This is a genomic window from Williamsia herbipolensis, from assembly GCF_000964005.1.
Lineage (GTDB): Bacteria > Actinomycetota > Actinomycetes > Mycobacteriales > Mycobacteriaceae > Williamsia_A > Williamsia_A herbipolensis.
This window is the reverse complement of sequence record NZ_JXYP01000021.1, coordinates 281,402-303,328: the sequence shown is the minus strand read 5'-3', so window position 1 is coordinate 303,328 and position 21,927 is coordinate 281,402. Positions and strand designations below refer to the sequence as shown.

The 21,927-nt window shown below is 68.7% G+C and carries 18 protein-coding genes and 2 tRNA genes; 17 read left to right on the top strand and 3 right to left on the bottom strand.

From position 1 onward, the window contains the following. The first annotated feature begins 84 nt into the window (after positions 1-84). The 5 genes from TU34_RS12630 (at position 85) to dnaG (ending at position 6,618) form a co-directional block, all read left to right on the top strand. Positions 85-1,470, top strand: a complete 1,386-nt coding sequence (locus TU34_RS12630) for a glycine--tRNA ligase (RefSeq protein WP_082080218.1) — start codon at positions 85-87, stop codon at positions 1,468-1,470. 142 nt (positions 1,471-1,612) lie between these two features. After that, the gene (locus TU34_RS24090; RefSeq protein WP_238981274.1) at positions 1,613-2,104 is read left to right on the top strand and encodes a cold-shock protein; all 492 of its coding nucleotides are present in this window, start codon (positions 1,613-1,615) and stop codon (positions 2,102-2,104) included. A gap of 3 nt (positions 2,105-2,107) precedes the next feature. Further along, positions 2,108-3,385 (top strand): deoxyguanosinetriphosphate triphosphohydrolase, encoded by a 1,278-nt coding sequence (locus tag TU34_RS12620; protein ID WP_045823163.1) that lies wholly within the window; start codon positions 2,108-2,110, stop codon positions 3,383-3,385. Next, on the top strand, positions 3,378-4,721 hold the full coding sequence (locus TU34_RS12615; RefSeq protein ID WP_052688898.1) for an MFS transporter: 1,344 nt from the start codon (positions 3,378-3,380) through the stop codon (positions 4,719-4,721). The genes TU34_RS12620 and TU34_RS12615 overlap by 8 nt, the downstream gene beginning before the upstream one ends. After that, the gene (gene dnaG / locus TU34_RS12610) at positions 4,702-6,618 is read left to right on the top strand and encodes a DNA primase (RefSeq protein ID WP_045823337.1); all 1,917 of its coding nucleotides are present in this window, start codon (positions 4,702-4,704) and stop codon (positions 6,616-6,618) included. The genes TU34_RS12615 and dnaG overlap by 20 nt, the downstream gene beginning before the upstream one ends. Before the next feature lies 1 nt (position 6,619). Here dnaG and TU34_RS12605 read toward each other — a convergent pair whose 3' ends face one another. Beyond that, positions 6,620-6,862, bottom strand: coding sequence for a hypothetical protein (locus tag TU34_RS12605; protein WP_045823162.1), 243 nt, complete (start codon positions 6,860-6,862; stop codon positions 6,620-6,622). 328 nt (positions 6,863-7,190) lie between these two features. Here TU34_RS12605 and TU34_RS12600 point away from each other — a divergent pair. The 9 genes from TU34_RS12600 (at position 7,191) to TU34_RS12560 (ending at position 15,219) form a co-directional block, all read left to right on the top strand. Continuing rightward, positions 7,191-7,263: transfer RNA gene (locus TU34_RS12600), tRNA-Asn, on the top strand. 19 nt (positions 7,264-7,282) lie between these two features. After that, positions 7,283-7,356, top strand: a tRNA-Ile gene (locus TU34_RS12595). A gap of 390 nt (positions 7,357-7,746) precedes the next feature. Then, complete coding sequence (locus tag TU34_RS12590; protein ID WP_238981273.1) at positions 7,747-8,955, top strand: glycosyltransferase; 1,209 nt, start codon at positions 7,747-7,749, stop codon at positions 8,953-8,955. Next, complete coding sequence (locus tag TU34_RS12585; protein ID WP_045823161.1) at positions 8,952-9,968, top strand: GDP-mannose 4,6-dehydratase; 1,017 nt, start codon at positions 8,952-8,954, stop codon at positions 9,966-9,968. The genes TU34_RS12590 and TU34_RS12585 overlap by 4 nt, the downstream gene beginning before the upstream one ends. After that, on the top strand, positions 9,907-10,962 hold the full coding sequence (locus TU34_RS12580; protein WP_238981272.1) for a GDP-mannose 4,6-dehydratase: 1,056 nt from the start codon (positions 9,907-9,909) through the stop codon (positions 10,960-10,962). The genes TU34_RS12585 and TU34_RS12580 overlap by 62 nt, the downstream gene beginning before the upstream one ends. Before the next feature lie 78 nt (positions 10,963-11,040). Beyond that, positions 11,041-11,697: an acyltransferase gene (locus TU34_RS12575; protein ID WP_045823160.1), complete on the top strand. Its 657-nt coding sequence runs from the start codon at positions 11,041-11,043 to the stop codon at positions 11,695-11,697. A 20-nt stretch (positions 11,698-11,717) separates the two neighbouring features. Beyond that, positions 11,718-12,848: a glycosyltransferase family protein gene (locus TU34_RS12570; protein ID WP_045823159.1), complete on the top strand. Its 1,131-nt coding sequence runs from the start codon at positions 11,718-11,720 to the stop codon at positions 12,846-12,848. Further along, complete coding sequence (locus TU34_RS12565; RefSeq protein WP_065973589.1) at positions 12,845-14,116, top strand: lipopolysaccharide biosynthesis protein; 1,272 nt, start codon at positions 12,845-12,847, stop codon at positions 14,114-14,116. Before TU34_RS12570 ends, TU34_RS12565 begins: the two co-directional genes overlap by 4 nt. Continuing rightward, positions 14,113-15,219: a glycosyltransferase gene (locus tag TU34_RS12560; protein WP_045823158.1), complete on the top strand. Its 1,107-nt coding sequence runs from the start codon at positions 14,113-14,115 to the stop codon at positions 15,217-15,219. The genes TU34_RS12565 and TU34_RS12560 overlap by 4 nt, the downstream gene beginning before the upstream one ends. A gap of 29 nt (positions 15,220-15,248) precedes the next feature. On the opposite strand, the gene TU34_RS12555 is transcribed toward TU34_RS12560, so the two are convergent. Both TU34_RS12555 and TU34_RS12550 read right to left on the bottom strand, forming a co-directional pair. Then, positions 15,249-16,775 (bottom strand): cellulase family glycosylhydrolase, encoded by a 1,527-nt coding sequence (locus tag TU34_RS12555; RefSeq protein ID WP_052688897.1) that lies wholly within the window; start codon positions 16,773-16,775, stop codon positions 15,249-15,251. 59 nt (positions 16,776-16,834) lie between these two features. Continuing rightward, positions 16,835-18,280 carry a hypothetical protein gene (locus TU34_RS12550; protein WP_052688896.1) on the bottom strand — a complete coding sequence of 482 codons (1,446 nt, stop codon included), beginning with the start codon at positions 18,278-18,280 and terminating at the stop codon, positions 16,835-16,837. Positions 18,281-18,536: 256 nt separating this feature from the next. Here TU34_RS12550 and TU34_RS12545 point away from each other — a divergent pair, with 256 nt between their 5' ends. Genes TU34_RS12545 through TU34_RS12535 form a run of 3 tightly spaced genes read left to right on the top strand, consistent with a single transcriptional unit; the run spans position 18,537 to position 21,920 of the window. Beyond that, a complete protein-coding gene (locus tag TU34_RS12545; protein WP_160298528.1) occupies positions 18,537-19,889 on the top strand; it encodes a tyrosine-protein kinase domain-containing protein in 1,353 nt (450 codons plus the stop codon). A 13-nt stretch (positions 19,890-19,902) separates the two neighbouring features. After that, positions 19,903-21,228 (top strand): alpha/beta hydrolase family protein, encoded by a 1,326-nt coding sequence (locus tag TU34_RS12540; protein ID WP_150116510.1) that lies wholly within the window; start codon positions 19,903-19,905, stop codon positions 21,226-21,228. Beyond that, a complete protein-coding gene (locus TU34_RS12535) occupies positions 21,225-21,920 on the top strand; it encodes a YveK family protein (RefSeq protein WP_150116509.1) in 696 nt (231 codons plus the stop codon). The genes TU34_RS12540 and TU34_RS12535 overlap by 4 nt, the downstream gene beginning before the upstream one ends. Positions 21,921-21,927: the final 7 nt, after the last annotated feature.

The following is a 21,927-nucleotide window of genomic DNA, read 5'->3' as shown; positions in this document are numbered from 1 at the left end:
GGCCATGTCAAGGCGGCCGCACCGCCGGGGCTAGTCTGAGTCGGTACTTCTTCCCCTAGACCGAAGCTGGAGTGTGCGTTCATCGTGGCCGGAACAGTCGATGCCGTCGTCAACCTGTGCAAGCGGCGAGGGCTGGTGTACCAGTGCGGTGAGATCTACGGCGGCACCAGATCGGCATGGGACTACGGCCCACTCGGCGTGGAGCTCAAGGACAACATCAAGAAGCAGTGGTGGCGGTCGATGGTCACCTCGCGCGATGACGTCGTCGGCCTCGACTCGTCGGTCATCCTGCCGCGCGCGGTGTGGGAGGCCTCGGGCCACGTGAGCGTCTTCAACGACCCGCTCGTCGAGTGCCTCAACTGCCACAAGCGACACCGCCAGGACCATCTGCAGGAGGCCTACGCGGAGAAGAAGGGTCTCGACGATCCCGATTCGGTCCCCATGACGGAGGTCGTGTGTCCCGACTGCGGCACCCGCGGACGATGGACCGAGCCGCGCGACTTCAACATGATGCTCAAGACCTACCTCGGACCGGTCGAGTCCGAGGAGGGGCTGCATTACCTGCGTCCGGAGACCGCGCAGGGCATCTTCGTCAACTTCAAGAACGTGATGACCACCGCTCGCAAGAAGCCGCCGTTCGGCATCGGCCAGATCGGCAAGAGCTTCCGCAACGAGATCACCCCGGGCAACTTCATCTTCCGCACCCGCGAGTTCGAGCAGATGGAGATGGAGTTCTTCGTCAAGCCCGGTGACGACGAGCAGTGGCACCAGTACTGGATCGACACCCGTCGCCAGTGGTACGTCGATCTCGGGATCGACCCCGACAACCTGCGCCTGTTCGAGCACCCCGCCGAGAAGCTGTCGCACTACGCCAAGCGCACGGTCGACGTCGAGTACCGGTTCGGCTTCGCGGGCAGCCCGTGGGGTGAGCTCGAGGGTGTCGCCAACCGCACCGACTTCGACCTCAGCACCCACTCGAAGCACTCGGGGGAGGACCTGTCGTTCTTCGACCAGGCGTCGGGCGAGCGGTACACGCCGTACGTGATCGAGCCCGCAGCCGGACTCACGCGGTCGTTCATGGCGTTCCTGTGTGACGCGCTCGTCGACGAGGAGGTGCCGAATGCCAAGGGCGGCACCGACACCCGTACGGTCCTCAAACTCGACCGACGTCTGGCGCCGATCAAGGTCGCGGTGTTGCCGCTCTCGCGCAACGAGCAGCTCTCACCGAAGGCCAAGGCACTCGCCGCCGAGCTGCGGCAGCACTGGAACGTGGAGTTCGACGACGCGCAGGGCATCGGCAAGCGGTACCGCCGCCAGGACGAGATCGGGACACCGTTCTGTGTGACCGTCGATTTCGACTCGCTCGACGACGACGCCGTGACCATCCGTGAACGCGACACCATGAGCCAGCAGCGGATCGCGATCGGTCAGGTGACGTCGTATCTGGCCGGGGAACTGCTCGGCTGCTGACCGCGTCGGTCGAGGCGGCGGTCCCGGGAATGGATGATGCCGCTGATCTCTGCCATAGTCGGGGTCAGGAGTCGCCATGCCGGCACGGGGTCGGCGGGAGAGATGGCGAGACGAGAGAAGTGGGTGTGTCGTGAGTGGTTCGGTGACAGGCAAGGTCGTGCACTACGACGCCAACCGTGGATTCGGGTTCCTTGCGCCGGATGCCGGTGGCGCAGATGTGTTCCTGCACATCAACGACATCGACATCGACGAGGCCGCCCTCAAGCCCGGCGCCCAGGTGAGTTTCGACGTCGAGGCGACCGAGCGGGGATCGAAGGCGGTCAACGTCGCGGTCACCGGCGCGGCCGCCGACACCGCACCCCGCGGCGGTCGACGTGACGACCACGGCGATCACGGCGAGCGCGACACCCGCGACCATCGCAGCGAGCGCACCGACCGGAACGATCGCAGCGAGCGCGCCCCGCGCCGTGCGCCGCGCCCGACCGATGCCGCGGTGCTCGACGCCACCACGTTCGTCGAGGAACTCACCGAGATCCTGCTCGACGCCTCGGGTGACCTCACCGCGACCCAGATCATCGCCATCCGCGGGCGCGTCGCCGATTTCGCCGTCGCACGCGGCTGGGTCGTCGACTGAGCCGTGCTCGCACCGATCGCCGACTACGACGACCACGCGACGGCGCGCATCGTCGTCGAGGCGCCGAAGTCGTCGATCCTGCCCGGCACCCACACCGACCACCGCAGCGAGTTCGCCCGCGATCGCGCCCGTGTCCTGCACAGCGCGGCCCTGCGGCGCCTGGCCGACAAGACCCAGGTCGTCGGACCTCGCGAGGGTGACACCCCGCGCACCCGTCTCACGCACTCACTGGAGGTGGGCCAGATCGGTCGCGGGATCGCCATCGGTCTTGGCTGCGATCCCGACCTCGTCGAACTGGCCGGTCTCGCCCACGACATCGGGCATCCGCCTTACGGGCACAACGGGGAACGTGCGCTCGACGAGGTCGCCGAGGACCACGGCGGGTTCGAGGGCAACGCGCAGAACCTGCGCATCCTCACCCGCCTCGAACCCAAGCTGCTCGACGCCCGCGGTGACTCCGTGGGCCTCAACCTGACGCGCGCCTCGCTCGACGCGACCCTCAAGTACCCGTGGACGCGACCCGAACCCGGCGCGAAATTCGGTGCCTACGGCGATGATTCGCCGATGCTCGACTGGGTGCGCGACGGTGTCGCGGGAACCCGGCAGTGCCTCGAGGCGCAGGTGATGGACTGGTCGGACGACGTGGCGTACTCGGTCCACGACGTCGAGGACGGCATCATGGGCGGCCGCATCGATCTGCGCAGCCTCGCCGACCCGACCGAGCAGCGCGACCTCGCCGAGATCGGTGTGCGCGAGTTCGACGGGCTCGACGCCAACGCGCTGATCGAGGCGGCCGCGCGTCTGGCCGATCTCGAGATCGTCCGTGCGGCACACGGTTACGACGGGACGCTGACCGGTTCGGTGATCCTCAAACAGCTCACCAGTGAACTGGTGGGACGCTTCGCCTCCGCCGCGATCGCCGGTACACGCGCGGAGTCCGGCGACGGGCCGCTGCACCGCTACGACACCGACCTGTCGGTGCCCGCACTGGTCGCCTCCGAGGTGGCCGTCCTCAAGACCGTGGCGCTGCGGTTCATCTTCTCCGACGTCCGCCACCGCGCCCACCAGCAGCGCCAACGCGATCGCATCCATCGCGTCGCCGCATGGCTGCTGCGGGCGGCGCCCGGGGGCCTCGACCCGATCCTCGTCCCCGCCTTCACCGCCGCCACCGACGACGCCGCGCGGATGCGCGTCGTCGTCGACCAGATCGCGTCGATGACCGAGGGCCGGCTCGAACGGACCGATCGCCAGAACTCCGGGGCGCAGGCGCACCTTGGCTGACGGGGCGGGGAGCCCGACGGCCCCCGACGCCGTCTGGCGCGCGGGCGCGTTCGCGGTGGCCGCGATCATCACGTTCGGGGTGAGCCTGCGCCTGATGTTCGGCAGCGCGTCGTCGCTCATCGACGAGATCCGCGACGGCTACCACCTCGATGCGGTCGAGGTCGCGCTCCTCACGACCGGCCCGGTGGTGTGCCTCGGCCTCGGCGCGAGTGTCGCACCGCGGCTGGCGCGCCGGTTCTCGGTGCTGTCGGTGGCGACGGTCGCGATGGCCGTGCTCGCGGTCGGCACGGCTCTGCGCGCGGTGCCGGGGTGGCCGATCCTGCTGGTCGGCACACTCCTCGGTGGCCTCGGCATCGCCGTCGCGAACGTGCTGGGTCCGGTCCTGATCCGGTTGCTGTTCCCGCGTCGTATCGGTGCCATGACCGGACTGCTCACGGCACTGATCTGTGTCAGCGCGGGCATCGCCTCCGGCATCACCCCGCCCCTGACGCGAGCCGTCGGTGACAGCTGGCGCACGGGATTGGGGGCGTGGGCGATCCCCGCGGTGCTCGCCGCGGCCGCCATGGCCGTCCTCACCGTCGGCCGTGCGCGTGGTCTCCGTCGTGAGGCCCGGGCGATGACAGAGGTAGCCGTCGTGCCCACGCCCGCGCCGACCGTGGGCCTGCGCGCCCGGATGCGCTGGGCGATCACCGGTTTCATGGGTATCCAGTCGCTGCTCGCGTACGCCACGGTGGCGTGGGTCCCGACGATCTACCGCGACCGCGGCGTGAGCGCCGACAAGGCGGGACTGATCTTCGCGGTTCTCAGTGTCAGCAGCATCGTCACGGCGCTGGGCGTGCCGGTCCTCGCGACGCGTATGCGTTCGCAGCGGGTTCTCGCCGTCGCCGTCGTCGTCCTGGCCACCGCGGGCATCCTCGGGGTGCTGACCACGGGCACCTGGGGAGCGTGGCCGTCGGCGGTGCTCATCGGACTCGGACAGGGCGGCGCCCTGTCGCTCGCGTTGGTGCTGATGAACCTGCGCACCGCGTCGGCCGCCGAGGCGACCACACTGTCGGCCTTCGCCCAGACCGTCGGTTACCTGCTCGCGGCCACCGGTCCGATCGCCATGGGCGTGCTGCACTCGCTCACCGACGGATGGTCGGTACCGCTGATCGCCCTCGCGGCGACGATGGTGCCGCTCGCCGTGTGCGGCGTCGTCGCAGGTCACCCGGGAGCCCACGATCGCGGCATGTCCGCGGCCGCAGCGCCGGTGCCCGCGTATCCACAGTCCGACACGGGCGGGGCCGGGGTGGCCCGCTCACCGATACACTCGGATGGTGCCCGGCCGAATCCCTGATCGTGACATCACGGCGATTCGCGAACGCACGAACATCGAGGACATCGTCGGTGACTACGTCGCGTTGCGCCGCGCGGGCGCCGACAGTCTGAAGGGACTGTGTCCCTTCCACGACGAGAAGTCGCCGTCGTTCCACGTGCGTCCGAACCACGGCCACTTCCACTGCTTCGGGTGCGGCGAGGGCGGTGACGTCTACACCTTCCTGCAGAAACAGGAGCACATCACCTTCGTCGAGGCGGTCGAGCAGCTCGCCGACCGGATCGGCTACCAGATCAACTACGAGGGCGGCGGCACGAGCGTCGCCCGCGATCGCGGCACACGCGCCCGTCTCGTCGCCGCGAATGCCGCGGCCCAGAAGTTCTATGCCGAGCAGCTCCTCACCCCGGACGCCAAGCCCGCGCGCGACTATCTGCTCGAGCGCGACTTCGATCAGGCGGCATCGGTGCAGTTCGGCTGCGGGTTCGCGCCGCTGTCGTGGGACTCGATGACCAAGGCGTTGCTCGCGCAGGGTTTCGAGTTCGCCGAGCTCGAGGCCGCCGGGTTGTCCCAACAGGGTCAGCGTGGTCCCCGGGACCGCTTCCGGCGGCGACTGCTGTGGCCCATCCGCAACCTCGCCGGCGACATCATCGGCTTCGGCGCCCGCAAGCTGTTCGACGACGACACCATGGGCAAGTACATGAACACGCCCGAGACCATGCTCTACAAGAAGTCGCAGGTGCTGTTCGGACTCGATCATGCGAAGAAGAACATCGCCAAGGGGCACCAGGTGGTGATCGTCGAGGGCTACACCGACGTCATGGCCATGCACCTCTCGGGCGTCACCACCGCGGTCGCGTCGTGCGGCACCGCATTCGGCGAGGACCATCTCGCCCTGCTGCGACGGCTGCTCATGGACGACTCCTATTTCCGCGGCGAGGTCATCTACACCTTCGACGGCGACGCGGCGGGACAGGCCGCCGCGCTCAAGGCATTCGAGGGGGAGCAGAGCATCGCCGGGCAGACCTTCGTCGCCATCGCACCCGACGGCATGGATCCCTGTGAACTCCGGCAGCGCAGCGGCGACGGCGCCGTCCGCGACCTCGTCGCCCGGCGGATCCCCATGTTCCAGTTCGCCATTCGCGCCGTGCTCGCCGGCCACGATCTCGACACCGCGGAGGGGCGTGTGCACGCGCTGCGTGACACCGTCCCCGTCGTCGCCCGCATCAAGGACGTGGCCCTGCGCGACGAGTACGCCCGGCAGCTCGCGGGATGGGTCGGCTGGGAGGACGTGGGTCAGGTGTTGCGCCGGGTCCGCGAACAGTCGACGTCGACCGCGGTCAGCACCGGTGCCGCCGCCCGATCGCAGGCCCGCACCCGGGCCGGGGCCCAACTCGCCGGACCGGGCGCCGGCGGCGCGGCACGTCCGTCGCCCACCGACCCCCGACTGTGGCCGCAACGCGAGGCCCTCAAGGCGGGACTGCAGCACCCGGCGATCGCGGGCACGGTGTTCGACTCGCTGCCCGTCGAGTGCTTCCCCGAACCGGCGTACGCCCTGATCCGTGCCGCGATCGCCGCGGTCGGGGGGACCGCATCGGGTTTGAGCGGTGCGCAGTGGGTGGAGACCGTCGGGCGCGAACTCGACAACCCGGTTCTGGCGTCGCTGTTGACCGAACTCGCCGTCGAGCCGATGCCGGCCGACGAGAACGCGATCCCGCGTTACATCGGCAGTGTGCTGGCGCGGCTGCAGGAGATCTGGGTCGGAGAGCAGATCGCCGACATCAAGTCGCGGCTGCGGCGGATGTCACCCGGGGACGATCCCGATGCCTACAACACGGTGTTCGGCGATCTCGTCGCGCTCGAGGCATATCGCCGGAGCCTTCTCGAACAGGCCGTGGACCCCAACGCGCCCGTCGGGTGAATCAGTCGCGCGGGTCGCGCGGCGCGTAGACGGTGGTGGAGTCATCGATCTGGTGGACGCGGGTCAGCGGGGGCTCGGGGTTGATCTTCTCCGACAGCTTCTGGCGGCCGATCTCGATCGCCTTCCGCGTGGCCGGGGACCCGGTCACCGCGTGATAGGCGCCGTTGATCTGGTCGTAGCGACGCCGTCCCGCCTTCGCGCCGAGCACATAACCGACGCCGAGCAGGGCGAGCAGTCGAAACATGCGGTTGAGCCTTCCGTGTCGAGCACTCGTGTCCCGGACAGCGGTGGCGCACGCCGCGCCGCGGGGCGGCGCAGGGGCACCGGCCGGGCCTGATGTCGGGGTCCATCCTGCCCGATGCGGGTGGTGTCCACACCTCCGGGCGGGCCCCGCGCCGCCGATGAGGCGTCTCGCCGCAGCCGGTGAAGCATCGTGTCGCAGCCGCTCAGGCATCGTGTCGCAGCCGGGTCGGCGTCTCGGCACAGCCGATTTGGTGCCGGGCCGACCCCATGGGATAAAGTCACTCCAGCGGTTCGGCCGCGGGGTTCGCCCCGTCGTCGATCGACAGCATTCCCCCATAGCTCAATTGGCAGAGCTTCCGACTGTTAATCGGACGGTTACTGGTTCGAGTCCAGTTGGGGGAGCCGGTGGTCGCGCCGACCCGGGGCGGTAGCTCAGTTGGTCAGAGCCGGGGACTCATAATCCCTTGGTCGCGGGTTCGAGCCCCGCCCGCCCCACCGCGCGTTCTCTCCTCCCCGGTGATCTTGCTCCCATCCGCTGCGCCGTCGGCGACGAACTGTCGGTATGGGCCTGTCGCCACGCCACGTCGGTCTCGCTCGTGACCTCGGCGAGCGTCCCCGGACGCGGTCGGGCACGGTGCCTCGTGCATGTGTGCAGCTAATGACGTGGGGTAATCAACAAGCCGTTGATCGCACTCCGCGGAGCGGCAGCGGTTATCCTTAGCCGCAGTCACAGGGCGGTCATCTCCGATCCGATCGCCGACAAGCCCGTAACGATCCGCCCGAAGCTGACGACAGTCGAGTGAGCAGACGACAGGCTCGCCTCGAGTTCCACGACGAGAAATCTCGGAAAGTTCCACGCCTTTCGCACAGAATGGGAGTCTCACGGTGAGTGTGATCGACCGAGCGGACACGAAGGGCGTGAACACGCGGGCCGATGTCGCTGGTGCCGGCCGTCGCGCGGGTTCCGATGAGCGGTCCCGTCCCCGTGTGGCCATCGCCCACGACTACCTCACGCAGCGTGGTGGCGCCGAGAAGGTCGTGCTGTCGATGGCGCGGGCCTTCCCCGACGCCGTGATCTACACCACACTGTTCGACCCGGAGAACACCTATCCCGAGTTCTCCGACATGGACATCCGGGTCTCTCCGCTGAACAAGGTCGGCTTCCTGCGTCGCAGCCACCGCGCCGCCCTCCCGCTGCTCCCCGCCGCCGCGTCGTCGATGCACATCGACGCCGACCTGGTGCTGGTCAGCTCCAGCGGGTGGGCCCACGGCTTCCGCACTTCGGGCACCAAGCTCGTCTACTGCTACTCACCGGCACGCTGGCTCTACCAGGCCGAGGCGTACCTGGGGGAGTCGGCGGGCTGGAAGAAGCGCCTCGCGCTGTCGGTGCTCACGCCCTTCCTGCGCCGTTGGGATCGCCGGGCCGCGGCCTCGTGCGAGGAATACCTCGCCATCAGCCATGCCGTGCAGGGTCGGATCACCGCCGCCTACGACCGGCCGTCGACGGTGTTGCCCGCGCCGGCCACCATCACCGTGGAGCCCGAGCCCGAGGTCGTCGACGAGGTCGCCGACTGGGCTACCGACGGCTTCCACCTCTGCATCTCGCGCCTGTTGGCCTACAAGAACGTCGACAAGGTCATCGAGGCCTTCCGCGGCACCGATCGTCGCCTCGTCGTCGTCGGACGCGGCCCCGAGGCCGAGCGTCTGCGCGCACTGAAGCCCGACAACGTCGCGATGGTGTCCGATCTCAGCGACCGCCAGATGGCGTGGCTCTACCGCCACTGCTCGGCCGTCGTCGCCGCCTCGTACGAGGACTTCGGTCTCACCCCGATCGAGGGTGCGGCCTACGGTAAGCCTGCCGCCCTGCTCCGCTGGGGTGGCTTCCTCGACACCGCCGTCGAGCACGTGACCGCCGAGTACTTCGACGAGCCCGAGCCCGAGGCCATCCGTGCCGCGGTGACCCGCGTCGAACAGCGTCACTGGGACTCGGAGAAGATCGCCGACCACGTGACGCGCTTCTCCGACGACCACTTCGCCGCACAACTGCACGAGATCGTCGACCGTCTCGCGCCGGACCCGAAGGACATCTGGTGACCCAGAAACGCGCCCTGATCACCGGTATCACCGGACAGGACGGCCTCTATCTCGCCGAACTGCTGCAGACGAAGGGCTATGAGGTCTGGGGCCTCGTCCGCGGACAGAACAACCCGAAGGTGGGGGCGCTGCGCGAGGAGTTCCCCGACGTCAAGATCGTCACCGGTGACCTGCTCGACCTGTCGAGCCTGATGAAGTCGATGACGCTCGCCCGGCCCGACGAGGTCTACAACCTCGGTGCCATCTCCTTCGTCGCGTACTCATGGGAGAACGCGCGCCTGACCACCGACGTCACCGGTGGTGGCGTGCTGAACATGCTCGAGGCCGTGCGCCTCTACCAGGACATCTCCGACCACGAGGTGCGCTTCTACCAGGCGTCGAGCTCGGAGATGTTCGGCCGCGTGCAGGAGGTCCCGCAGAAGGAGACCACCCTGCTCTGGCCGCGGTCGCCCTACGGCGTCGCCAAGGTCTACGGCCACTACATGACCATCAACTACCGCGAGTCCTACGGCATGCACGCCAGCTCGGGTGTGCTGTTCAACCACGAGTCGCCGCGTCGCGGCATCGAGTTCGTGACCCGCAAGATCAGCAACGCGGTCGCGCGCATCTCGCTGGGCCTGCAGGACTCGATCTCCCTGGGCAACCTCGACGCCAAGCGCGACTGGGGCTTCGCCGGCGACTACGTCGAGGCGATGTACCTGATGCTGCAGCAGGACGAGGCCGACGACTACGTCATCTCCACCGGCGAGACCCACTCCATCCGCGAATTCCTCGACATCGCGTTCACCGAGGTCGGCATCGACGACTGGGAGCGCTACGTCACGATCGATCCGCAGTTCTTCCGGCCCGCCGAGGTCGATCTGCTGATCGGGGACTCCGCGAAGGCGCGCGAGAAGCTGGGTTGGACGCCGAGCGTCTCGTTCCCCGAGCTGGTCCGGATGATGGTGGCCGGTGATCTCGAGTCCGAGCGCACCCGAGCACAGTCTGCGCCTCCGGCTGTCCATGCTCGATGACGCTCGCCCCGACCCGCGCGTAGCCCTCGTCACCGGGATCTACGGGCAGGACGGTTCGTACCTCGCCGAACGTCTCCTCGCCGACGGGTGGGAGGTGCACGGCGCCTACCGCCCCGGCACGTCCATGTCGGAGACCGCACCGGCCGATCTGACCGGCGCTCATCTGCACGGATGCGACCTCGTCGACGACACCGCGGCCGCGGATCTCGTCGCCGAGGTGACGCCCGGCGTGATCTTCCACCTCGCGGGTGCCTCCTCGGTGGGACGTTCCTGGCAGGCGCCCGTGGCGACCGCCCGGGTGAACGCCGTGGCCACCACCGCCCTGCTCGACGCGGCGATGGGCGTGGCCGACCGGACCGGTGACCGCGTCGTGTTCGTCAACGCCTCGAGTGCCGAGATCTTCGGGACGACCGACGCCGGCCGCCTCGACGAGTCGACGCCCATCGCACCCTCGTCGCCCTACGGCGCCACCAAGGCCTACACGCACCTGTTGGGCGCGGTCTACCGCGATCGTGGTCTCGCGGTGAACAATGCGATCCTGTTCAACCACGAATCCCCGCGTCGCGGAACAGAATTCGTGACCGGGAAGATCGCGCACGGCGTCGCGGCCATCGCCCGGGGTGAGCGCGACCGCTTGTCGCTGGGTGACATGAGCGCGCGCCGCGACTGGGGGTGGGCCCCGGACTACGCCGACGCGATGTACCGGATGGCGGTGCGTTCGGATGCCCGCGGGGACGATTTCGTGATCGCCACCGGCACCTCGCACTCGGTGCGCGATTTCGTGGCCGCCGGTTTCGCCGCGGTGGGGATCGACGACTGGGAGCACCTCGTCGAGATCGACTCCGCGCATGTCCGCCCGGTGGACCCGTCGGACTTCGTGGGTGACGCGGGACATGCCCGGGCGGTCCTCGGCTGGGCGCCGACCGTGCAATTCGGCGAGATCGTCCGGAACATGGTCGAATCGCACATGGCGCAGTCGGTCGCCGCCCGATGAGTTGGAGTCCGCCGAGTACGGCGTGACCATGCCGAGCCCGTCGGGTGGACGACACCCGGTGACGAACAAGGAGAAGGTGTGACCGTCAGCAAGCAGTCCGATGCCGAGAAGTCGAGCGCGGCAGGCGAGCCCGCGAAGACCCTCACGCTTCCCGATCCGCCCGGGTGGAAGACCCGCTGGAGCTTCGAGGAACTGTCGGTCGGCTACAAGATCCGCAACCGGATCGGTGGCCTGCTGTTCAACTCGTTCGTCACCCACATCCCGTTCCACTTCATCCGTCGCAACTACCTGAAGCTGTTCGGCGCCACGATCGGCGAGGGGACCACCTTCCTGCGCGGCCTGCAGGTGTTCGACATCGACCTGCTCAACATCGGTGAGAACTGCTCGATCGGTTTCCGGGTGCTGTTCGACGCCCGCAGTGGTATCGCGATCGGCGACAACGTCGTCATCGCCAGCGACACGCAGTTCATCGCCGGCGGCCACGACCCCAACCACAAGGACTTCCCGCCGGTGTTCGCGCCGTTGCAGGTGGGCGACTACGCCTGGGTCGCGACCCGTGCCACCGTGCTCGGCGGTGCCCACATCGGCCGCGGCGCGGTCGTCGGTGCCTGCGCCTGTGTGACGCGCCCGGTCAACGACCTCGAGATGGTCGCCGGTGTGCCCGCCAAGGTGAAGTCGATGCGAGACCCCGACGCCCTGCAGTACACGCCGTACTACCGACCGCTGTTCTTCTGACGGGCCGCGGCCGCACGAACATGGTCGACCCCACACAGGAGCCGACGGCGTCCACCCGCCGTCGGCCGTCCCGAGTCGTCTACGTCGCCCCGGAATCCACCGCGGGTGGTGTCGGGCACTACAGCGACGTCTTCGTCGAGGAACTCCGGCGCCAGATCGACGACGTCATCGAGTTCCGCCATCCCGGCCCCGGCACCGACACGGTCGCCACGCTGCGCCGCCGACACCGCGCGATCCTCGAGGCGGTGGACGTCCCGGGCCCGGTCGCCCTGCACGCCGAGCTGTCCGGCGGGTCGGTCGAGTCGTTCTGGCCCACCGCGTTCGTCGAGCGCAGGGTGCCGTCGGTGGTGAGCACCGCGACGGTGCACGATCCACCCGGTGTCGTGTGGCTGCCCGGGCGGACGCGCCTGCTGTCGAAGTCGCGTGTGGCGAGCCATGCCCTGCACTATCCGGGGCGCCCGGTCACCCGGGCCGTGGAGCGTCGCGTGATCGGTGACCGCTCGATGTTCGCGCTCACCCACGCCGGAGCCGACTCACTGCGCACGGCCTTCCCGCGGGCGACGGTGCACCACGTGCCCCTCCTCGTGCTCGACCGTCCCGAGATCGCCCCGGCCCACGAGCGGCCGCGCGCGGTCGGGATGTTCGGACTGGTGTACCGCGGCAAGGGATTCGAGCACATCTCGCGTATCCGGGCCGCCCTGGACCCGTCGATCGCCCTCCGCGTCGCCGGGCGGGGCACCGAGGCGTTGCCGCCGGTCGAGGGCGTCGAGATCCTCGGTGGTCTGGACGGGTCCGATCTCGACGACTTCTTCGGTTCGGTGCGGACGCTGCTCGTGCCCTACGGCCAGCGCACCCTCTACGGTCCGGTGTTCCCGGCCTCCTCGGTCGCCGCCCATGCCATCGCCTACCTGACCCCGCTGGTCAGCACCGCCCACGGCGCGCTGGCGGAGATGGCCGACGACGGTGGTGCGGTGGTCGTCGGCGGTCCCGCCGACGACGCCGACCCCATCCCGGCACTGAGTGCGGCCGCACAGTCCCTCGTCGACGACGACGCGCGGCTGCGCCGCCTCGTCGACGAGTTGACCGTGGTGCGCACCGACCGCAGCCCGCGCAACGTGGTCAACCGGTTCGTCGACGTCTGGTCGCGATGAGTTCGGCACCCGACACCGGTGCACCCGACGCCGGGGTGCCGGTCCTGTCCGGTCGTCAGCACATCACCAAGGCGCTCATCGCGGCCCTGTGGACCTACGGGGGACGCGGGACCGGACTGCTGTGGACCGCCTCGCTGATCGGGCAGGTGGGTGTCGGCGCCTACGGCCAGTACGCGATGGCGTACGCCGCGGGCGCGATCCTCTCCGCGCCCCTGGACAACCCCTTCGCGGTCCGGGCGATCCGCGAGAGCGAGGACCGGTTCGTCCGCGAGCGTTCGCTGCGCGTCCTCATCGCGTTGGCGATGATCATCCCCGGGTTGTTGCTGACGCCGTTCTCGTACATCGTCTGGTTCGGTCTGGTCGCCAGCGGTGGCGAGATGATCTTCAGCGCGTTGAAGAGTCGGCGGCTGCGCGATGGTCATCCCGACGTGGTCCAACGTTGGGACACCATCCGTCAGGTGTCGGCCGTGGTCCTCGGCGGCGCGTACCTCTATCTCGCCCCCGATCCCTCCCTGACCATCGCCAGCATCCTGTTCGTCATCCCGTATCTCGTGGTGGCGGTGCTGGCGGTCTGGACGATCCGCGGCGACCGCCCCCAGTTCCCCGGCCCGCCGAAGATCGCCGCGGTGCTGTTCGGGGAGAACCTGGCCGTGGCGCTCTACCTGCAGGGTGACGTCCTGCTGCTCGGATTCCTCACCGACAGCACCACCGTCGGCTACTACTCGATCGCCGTGGTCTGTGCATGGGCGCTGGCACAGGTGGGTGCGGCCCTGGGCAGCACCTACCACGAGAAACTGCGCGACGGTGACGGCCGGGTGAGCTCGGGTCCGCCGATGCGCCACACCGTGATCCTGGCCGCCGCGGCCGGTTCGGTGTTGTTCGTGGCCGGCTTCGTGGCGCTGTTCCTCCCGGTGGCCACCGAGATCGCCGCCGCGATGATGATCATGTCGCTGTTCGTGTGCCTGCGCGTCGTGATCTTCGTCGACACCGTGATCCTGTCGATGCAGCGACGCGACATCGTGCGCAGCAGCGCCTACGCCATCGTGGTCGTGATCAAGCTGGCCATGGTCGCCGGCCTGGTGTGGGCCGGAGCGGTGGGCGCGGCGATCGCGACCGTGATCGCCGACATCATCCTGTTGACGGTGTTCACCATCGCGCTCCGCAGGCCCGTCGCCGACCCGATCACGACGGCGGACCCGATCGCAGGCGGCGGCACAGACGACGCCGTGTCACAGTCAGACGACGAGAAGGGGCCCACGAGGCGATGACGCGCGTCACCTACCTGCTGTCGAAGGATCCGGTCGTCGAGCACGGCGGCGACATAGCGTTGTCGCGCTTGATGATCGAGATCACGAAGACGTTCGCCGACGTGGAGACCATCTGCCTGTCGACCGCCGGCGACGCGCCGTCGGTGCCGGGGTTGACCCGCGTCATCAAGCCCGCGCCGTCGATGCGTCTGGTGCCGCGCAGCCTGGCGCACCGTCGCAGCATCGTGCACGAGCGCTACGACCACCCCGAGCTGCGGGCCACCATCGCCGCCCACCACGGCCGGTCGGATGTGTGGGTGGCCGAACACAGCTACATGGCCGAGAGCTATCTCCGGGCCCGCGAGCCCGGCGTGCGGTTCGTCATCAACACCGTCAACACCGAGTCACAGGTGTGGAAGGCGACGCGCGGCATCATCGGACGTCTCCAGAGCCCGTTCATCCTGCGCGACGAGGTCCGTGTGGCCCGCGCGGCCGACGCCGTCGGCACCTACGACGCCGACGAGGCGCAGATGTACCGCGACGAGGGTGCGACGGGTGCGCGGTGGATCGACCTGACGATGCCGCCGGCCACGCGACTCGCGCTCGCCGACGCCGGGCCACGGCTGGTGTTCATGGGCACCCGTGACTGGCCGCCGAATCAGGAGGCCTTCGAGATCGCGCTGCGGCTGTGGCCCCGGATCGCCGAGGGGATCGAGGGCGCCGAGCTGTACATCGTCGGCGCGAAGGCGGCCAACGCGCCGGAGGTGACCTACCCCGACGGGGTCTTCGACCTCGGATTCGTCGACGACCTGCAGTCGTTCCTCTCCACCTGCCGGGCACTGATCGCGCCGGTCGCGACCGGCGGCGGGGTGCGGGTCAAGATCCTCGACGCCGCCAGCCGCGGGCTGCCGGTGATCGGTACGTCGGCGGCCATCGGGTCACTCGGTCCGGTGTTCGACCTCGACCCGTTCGATGACGAGGCGCAGTTCGTCGAGCAGGCCCGCCGCTACCTGCGCGATGCGGCCCACGCCGAGACGCAGTCGCGCACACTGCACGACCGCAACGCGCAACGATGGGCCGACGGGGTCCCCCAGCGGGCCGTGCAGGACCTCATCTGCCCCTGACCGCTCAGCGGTCGACCATCCCCATGGCCTCAGCGCTGGAGCATCCCCATCCCTCCCCGGGTGGGGGTCCAGGTGATCGATCCGTTCTGGAACTGCACGCGGACGCCCCCGCCGGGCAGAGGTATCTCGTCGGTGGTCGCGAGCCCGTAGCGCGGATCCCACGCCGAGACGATCCCGTTGCCGATGACGTGGGTGCCGGTCGACGGTGAGCTGTAGATCCGTAGTGCCGCCGCGGTGTCCTGGTAGCCGTCGACGAAGAACGCGACGGGATAGGTGTCGTAGGCCGCCATCCGCGCCGCGATCTCCGCGGGCGAGGAGATCAGCCCCATCGGTGTCGAGAAGACGGTGACGTTCTCGTAGTAGCGCCCCAGGATGCCGGTCGAGGTGACCGGGACGACGGGACTGAGGATGCGGCCCCACCCGGGTTCGGCGGCGGCCGCACGGATCCGGCGGTCGACGACGGCGTCGGGTATCCCGTTGCGCGCGTAGGCCGAGAGGGTCGCGACGACCGGTTTGGGGGTCCCGTCGGAGCGTTCGAGGCCGAAGTTGTTCTCGGTGTCGCCGTCGCCTGTCGCCCGGTCGCGGTCGGTGTAGTAGAACACCGGGCCCACGTAGGGCAGTTCGATCCACTTCTGGATGAACTCGGGGATCCGCCGGGCCTGTTCGGCCTCGGAGACGTCGACGGTGGGGATGCCGAATTCGGTCGCCCAGATCTTTTTTCTCTCATCGCCATTAGCGATCATCAATTGTCGGAGTCCCGACAGTTGTCGGCCGGGGGAGTTCGGCAGGCGCCACCCGTCGGCGAGGCTGAGGTCGTATTTGTAGGGATGGAACGACAACGCATCGAAGTTGCCGGCCGCACCGTTGGCGTACATCGCGCCCAAGAATTTGACAGGGTTGATCGTCGATGCGGAATCGATCACCGGCCCGAGGCCGCCGGCCACGACGACGAGAGATCGATCCACCGCTTTGATCGCCTTGTAGGACGCCGTCAGCAGGGCGGTATAGGTGACCGGATCCGGCTGCGGCCCGTAGAACATTTCCGCGTTGGGCTCGTTCCAGATCTCGTAGTCGGCGATCTTCCCCTGGTAGCGACGGGCCACCGCGCCGGCGAACGCCGCGAACTGACCGGGGTCACGCGGCCGGACGTAGGGTCCGCTGCCCCCGGGTGCGGCGGCCCAGGCGGGGGTCGAGGACAGGGTTGCGAGGATCTTCACCTTCGCTCGCACGGCGTCGTCCACGATGCGGTCGGTGACCGTCCAGTCGAAGGAGTTCTCGTTGTCGGGCTGGATCAGCCCCCACTGGATGGGCAGTCGGATCGAGTCCAGTCCCGTGCGAGCAGCCAGGTCATAGCTGCTGCGGGTCTGCTCGGCGGAGTCGAAGTAGGGAGCTGTCGACAGCGCGATGCCCTGGGTGGTCCTGGACTCGTCGACGGCGATCGGGTTGGACGCGACACGGTCGCTCGGTGCGATGAGCACCCCGGGGACGGCGGTCGGATCGCTGCCGCATGCGGCCGCGGTCAGACAGACGAGGACCATCGACACGAGCAGCGCCACGATGGAGGTGGGGTGCCGAGGCCCGCGCGCTGGAGGTGAGTGTGCGGGTGCCCGACGCCTCACTGCGCCCGGGCGTGCGCGGGCACGCGCGGGGGCACGATGTCGACGACGGGTGTCCGCGGAGCGGGTCTCGGCAGCGGCGGCGAGACGGGGCCGGGTCTGCCTCGTCCGACGTCGTCGAGGTCCATCGCCAATTCATGCGTGTATTTCAAGAAAGTCACCAACAATGACAGCGCCGCGACCGTGGCGGGAATGGTGACCGTGCCGATGTCCAATTGCATGGTGAGGAAGAAGAATCCGATGAAACCGCCGCCGTAGAAAGCCAGATTCCAATGGGTCGTCCGCAGACACTGATATGCGAGATAACTCGCATAGAGGAATGTCAGCACAAATACTGTCGCCACGATCACGCCGCCGCGATATGTCGCCAAAAGGGGCGCATTCGCCACGAAATTGGTCGCGATCGATTTCGACGGGTCCTTGAATTCGATGAGCCCCCATCCGCGCCCGAACACCCATTTCCCACCCATGTAGCCGGGGAAGTCCTTGAGGGCGTCGAGACGCGCGTTCGAGCCGGCGTCCTGCGACCCGAAGGAGCTGAAGATGCGGTTGCGGATCTTGGGTACCGCGATCGCGACGCAGAACCCGAGGAAGAAGACGCCGACGATCGCCATGCGCTGGCGGGCGCTCAGGCTCGCGAACACCAGCATGAGGACCACGCCGACGACCACGGCGAACAGCGACGCGCGGCTCAATGTGAGCGCGAGGGCGAGCAGCAGGATCGCGCCACAGGCGACCCGTCGCCAGCCGTCGAACACGACGGCACAGATCAGCGCGGCCACGAGGATGGCGATGCCCGCGGAGTTCGGCTCGAGGAAGGTGCCCGCCAGGCGGGCCACCGCACCGCTCTCGGTGTAGACGAAGAAGTTGTTGTCCTTCACGCCGTAACCCAGGATCGACAGTGCCTTGAGCACGCGACCGCCCGAGTCGCCGAACACGATGCCGATGGCGAGCAGGGAGGCCGCGGTGGCCGAGACCACGTAGACCTGACCGAACCTGCGCAGTTGGTCACGGGGGAGACGCAGTAGCACGATGATCAGCAGCGTCGCGGTGGTCCATTTGACGTACTCCATGATGGCGATGAGGTTGAAACCGCTCGCCACCAGCGAGACGAACGACACCCCGACCAGGGCCAGAACCCAGCGTTCGAGGGTGCTGAACCCCGTGACCTCCCACGGATGGATGATCGTGGCGAGCAGGGAACCCATCGCGAAACTGAAGACCATGGGGACGTGTACACCCGGCAGGTATCCGGCGGGGAACATCCCGGCGACAAACGCCAGGAGCCACAGCAGCCAGATGGGGTGACGTAATCCCACGTACACGCCGACGATCATCGCCAGACCGGCCAGGGTCGCCTTCAGGGCCGACCCGCCGAGGTAAATCGCACCGAATGCGGCGAGCAGAGCAACTGCGACCACGATGACGCGATAGACGACCTTCACGTGGGCAATCTTTGCATCTCGATCCGGGAGTGCAAGTCGGTATGGTCGTTCGGGCATCCCCGGCGCGTCGGTGAACGTCGGGTTAGGGTTGTCCGGGCATGGCAGGCGAGCTCTCCATTGCGCATTGTCGTATCGTTCGGGTCGGTGGTCGTGTTCGATCGTGGCCCCGTCGGAGATGGACCATGTTCCTGTCGACGACGAATCGTTCATCAGTTTTCTGGCCGGATCTCCATCCGGCCTGAAGGGAGTCCATCGCGTGGCTATTCGCGAGTATGTACGGATATTCGTGAAGTTCTGGTGGGTGATCGTGGTGTTCGCCGTGATCGGCGCGGCCGGCGGATACGCCTACAGCGTCTTCTTCCAGGACTCCGGGTACGCCGCGACGTCGCGACTGTTCGCGACGGCCGAGGGTGGGTCGTCGGTGGGCGAGTCCTACCAGAACAACCTCTTCGCACAGGAGCGCGTCAACTCCTACGCCGCGATCGCCACCAGCGATCAGGTGGCGCGCCGCGCGTCGGCCGCACTCGGTGGGGCGGTCAGCGCCGACACCCTGCGCGCCCACACCACCGCGGCGGCCATCGACAAGACGGTCATCATGGCCGTGACCGTCACCGACGCCTCGCCGCGCCGCGCGCAGTCCTATGCCAACGCCGTCGCGCAGCAGACCGCCGTCGTGGTCCAGGAACTCGAGACGTCACGTCGTGGCGGTGGCGCCGCGGCGACGGCCATCGTCCTCGACGACGCGGATCTGCCGTCGACCCCCGTCGGGTTCTCGGTGTGGATCCTGCTGATCATGGGTGTGGCGGCCGGTCTGGTCGTGGGCATCCTCGTCGCGGTCGGTCTGGCCCTGCTCGACCGCCGGGTGCGCGACAGCGCCGCGGTCACCACCAGCAGCGGACACCACCTCCTCGCCGAGATCCCGACGAGCGACCTCTACGTCGAGGCCGCCGTCACCGGCAGTGGCGAGGGCATGGAGCCCTTCCGCACGTTGCGCACCAACATCCGCTTCATCGGGGCCGCCGCGTCGGCCAACGGGACCTCGCCGCGCGTCATCACCGTCACCGGCCCCGGCGCAGGTGTCGGTCGCACGACCGTCGCGCTCGGACTCGCCGGCGTGCTCGCCGACTCCGGCCACGACGTCCTGCTCATCGACGCCGACCTCGCGGGCAACGGCATCGCCCGGGCCATCTCCATCACCTCCGACAAGGGTCTGTCGTCGGCCGTGGTGGGCGAGGGCGACCTCGTGTCGAACGTGGTGCGTCTGCGCGAGAACCTCGCCGTGCTGCCCGCGGGCAAGCGACCGCCGACCGCCGGCGAGCTCATCTCCTCGGAGGGCTTCGACGAGGTGCTCGCCCAGGCCCGTCGCCGTTTCGATTTCGTCGTGCTCGACACCCCCGCCACCGACGCCTCGACGTCGGCGGCGGTGTGCGCCGCGCTCTCCGACGCGACCGTGGTGCTCGCGCGGCTCAACCGGACCACCCGACCCGGCCTGAAGTCGTCGGTCGAGTCGCTGGTCGCGCTCGGTGTCCAGGTGGTCGGTGTGGCCGTCACCCACGCCACGGTGTCGGGTGCATCGGAGAAGGCCACCGCCGGCTCGGAGCGTGGATGAGCGGGTCACGGGCATGACACGACCGCACCGGCGGTCGACGGACGCCGCATCGGTGCGGCGCCGTCCGCATCGTCGGACGGCTCGGTCGATCCTGCTCGGTGCCACCACGATGCTCGTGGTCGCGGTGACCGCGGCCTGCTCGGTGTCGCCGCCGGACAACACCTCGGTGCCCATCAACCCCTCGGTGTCGGGGCCCGCGCTCGTGTCGCAGTATCCGAACGTGACGCTCACGGCTCCGCGTGATTCGCGCGGCCCGGGCGGCGTCGTCGCACTCCAGGACCCGCCCACCCCCGTCGACCCCGACCTCACCTCGGTCGGGGTGTCGATCCGGCGGATCGTCTACCGCTCGACCTCCGGACTCGACAACTCGCCGACCGAGGTGTCGGGCATCGTGGTCGTGCCCAACGGTCCTCCGCCCGACGGTGGCTGGCCGGTCGTCGCCTACGGTCGCCCGAACTCGGGCATCCAGCCGCAGTGCGCGCCGTCGCTGTTCGGGTCGATGCTCGGCAACGCCGAGGTCATGGCCAACATCGCCGTGTCCGGTTATGTCGTGGTCATGTCCGACTACCAGGGCATCGGTCAGAGCGGTCCGGTCGTACCGTTCCTCGACGCGACGACCTACGGCAACAACCTCATCGACGCCGTGCGCGCCGCACACGCCCTCAACCCGACCGTGATCAGCACCAAGTGGATCTCCTACGGCGGCGCCCTCGGCGGTCTGGCATCGTGGGCCGCCGGTGACCGCTCGGTGGCCTACGGCCAGGGGCTCGACCTGCTCGGCTCCGCGTCGATCGCCCCTTGGGCCAACATGACCGGACTGGTCGACCGCGCGGTCAGCGGAACCCTCAACCCCGCGCAGTACTCGGTGTACATCTACACCCTGCAGTCGATCGCCGACTCGAACCCGTCGATGAACCTCGACGACTACCGCTCGCCGTATGCGCGCAGCATCTGGCCGACCCTGCTGCAGTGTCTGCCCACCGCGCGCACGTCGGTCGAGGACATCGGGCGGGCGATCACCTCGCTGGGCCCCGACGATCTCAAACCGAACTCGATCGCCGCCGCGGCGTTCCTGAAGTCGCGCATCGCCGCCCGTGCACTCCCCGTGGGGGCGAACAAGCAGCCGGCGCTGATCATCTACGGTACCGACGATCAGGTCGCCGACGTCGGTCCGACCGAGGCCGCCATCACCCAGGCCTGCCAGGACGGTCAGCGACTGTTCGTGGTCCGGCGCGCGGGGGAGACCCAGGAGGACCTCAAGGCCGACCAGGCCGTGGACTTCGTCAACACCCTGCGACTCGGCGGCGGCAACGTGACGAACTGCGGGGATCGCCCGTGAAGTCCCCCTCCACGTCGACCATGACCGACTACGGCCGCATCCTGCGCCGGTCGTGGATCACCGTGCTCATCGCCGTCGTCGGCGGCATGGCCGTCGGATGGTTCGCCCAGAGCATGGAGAAGCCGGAGTACACGAGCCAGGCCGTGATGGTCGCGAAGGCGCCCGGACCGCCGTCGGTCGTCGCGGCGTACGCCAGTGATCTGTCCGGTCGCGCCGAGATCGAGACCATGCGCAACCTCGCGCTGTCGCAACAGGTCTTGTCGCGGGTTCTCGTCGCCGACCGGGCGAAGGTGCTCGGTGAGGGCGCGACCACCGCCGATCTCGCCTCGCGCATCACCGTCTTCCCGGTGCCCAACAGCGCGGTGTTCCGCATCGTCACCACCGGTGACACCGCGCAGGCGGCCACCACGCTGGCCTCGTCGATGGCCGATCAGATGCGACAGGTGGTGAGCGAACTCGAACCCGAGGGCACCGAGTCGGTGCAGTCGGAGCTGTTCGTCGTCGACGCCGCCACCCCGGCGGGCGCCGCCACCGAGACCAGCCTGACGCAGGCGATCGGACTCGGCGGCGCCATCGGGTTCGCCGTCGCGGCGATCGCGCTCATCGGGGCGAACATGATCGGCAACCGGGTCGGTGACGGCCGCGACGCCCTGCACACACTGCGCGATGTCCGAGGACTGAGGAAAACATGACGATGCG

Excerpts from the sequence above, each read along its gene's own strand:
- TU34_RS12605 (WP_045823162.1), bottom strand. The coding sequence starts at position 6,862 with ATGTTTCGACTGCTCGCCCTGCTCGGCGTCGGTTATGTGCTCGGCGCG.
- TU34_RS12570 (WP_045823159.1), top strand. The coding sequence starts at position 11,718 with ATGGTCGACCCCACACAGGAGCCGACGGCGTCCACCCGCCGTCGGCCG.
- TU34_RS12565 (WP_065973589.1), top strand. The coding sequence starts at position 12,845 with ATGAGTTCGGCACCCGACACCGGTGCACCCGACGCCGGGGTGCCGGTC.
- TU34_RS12560 (WP_045823158.1), top strand. The coding sequence starts at position 14,113 with ATGACGCGCGTCACCTACCTGCTGTCGAAGGATCCGGTCGTCGAGCAC.
- TU34_RS12540 (WP_150116510.1), top strand. The coding sequence starts at position 19,903 with ATGACACGACCGCACCGGCGGTCGACGGACGCCGCATCGGTGCGGCGC.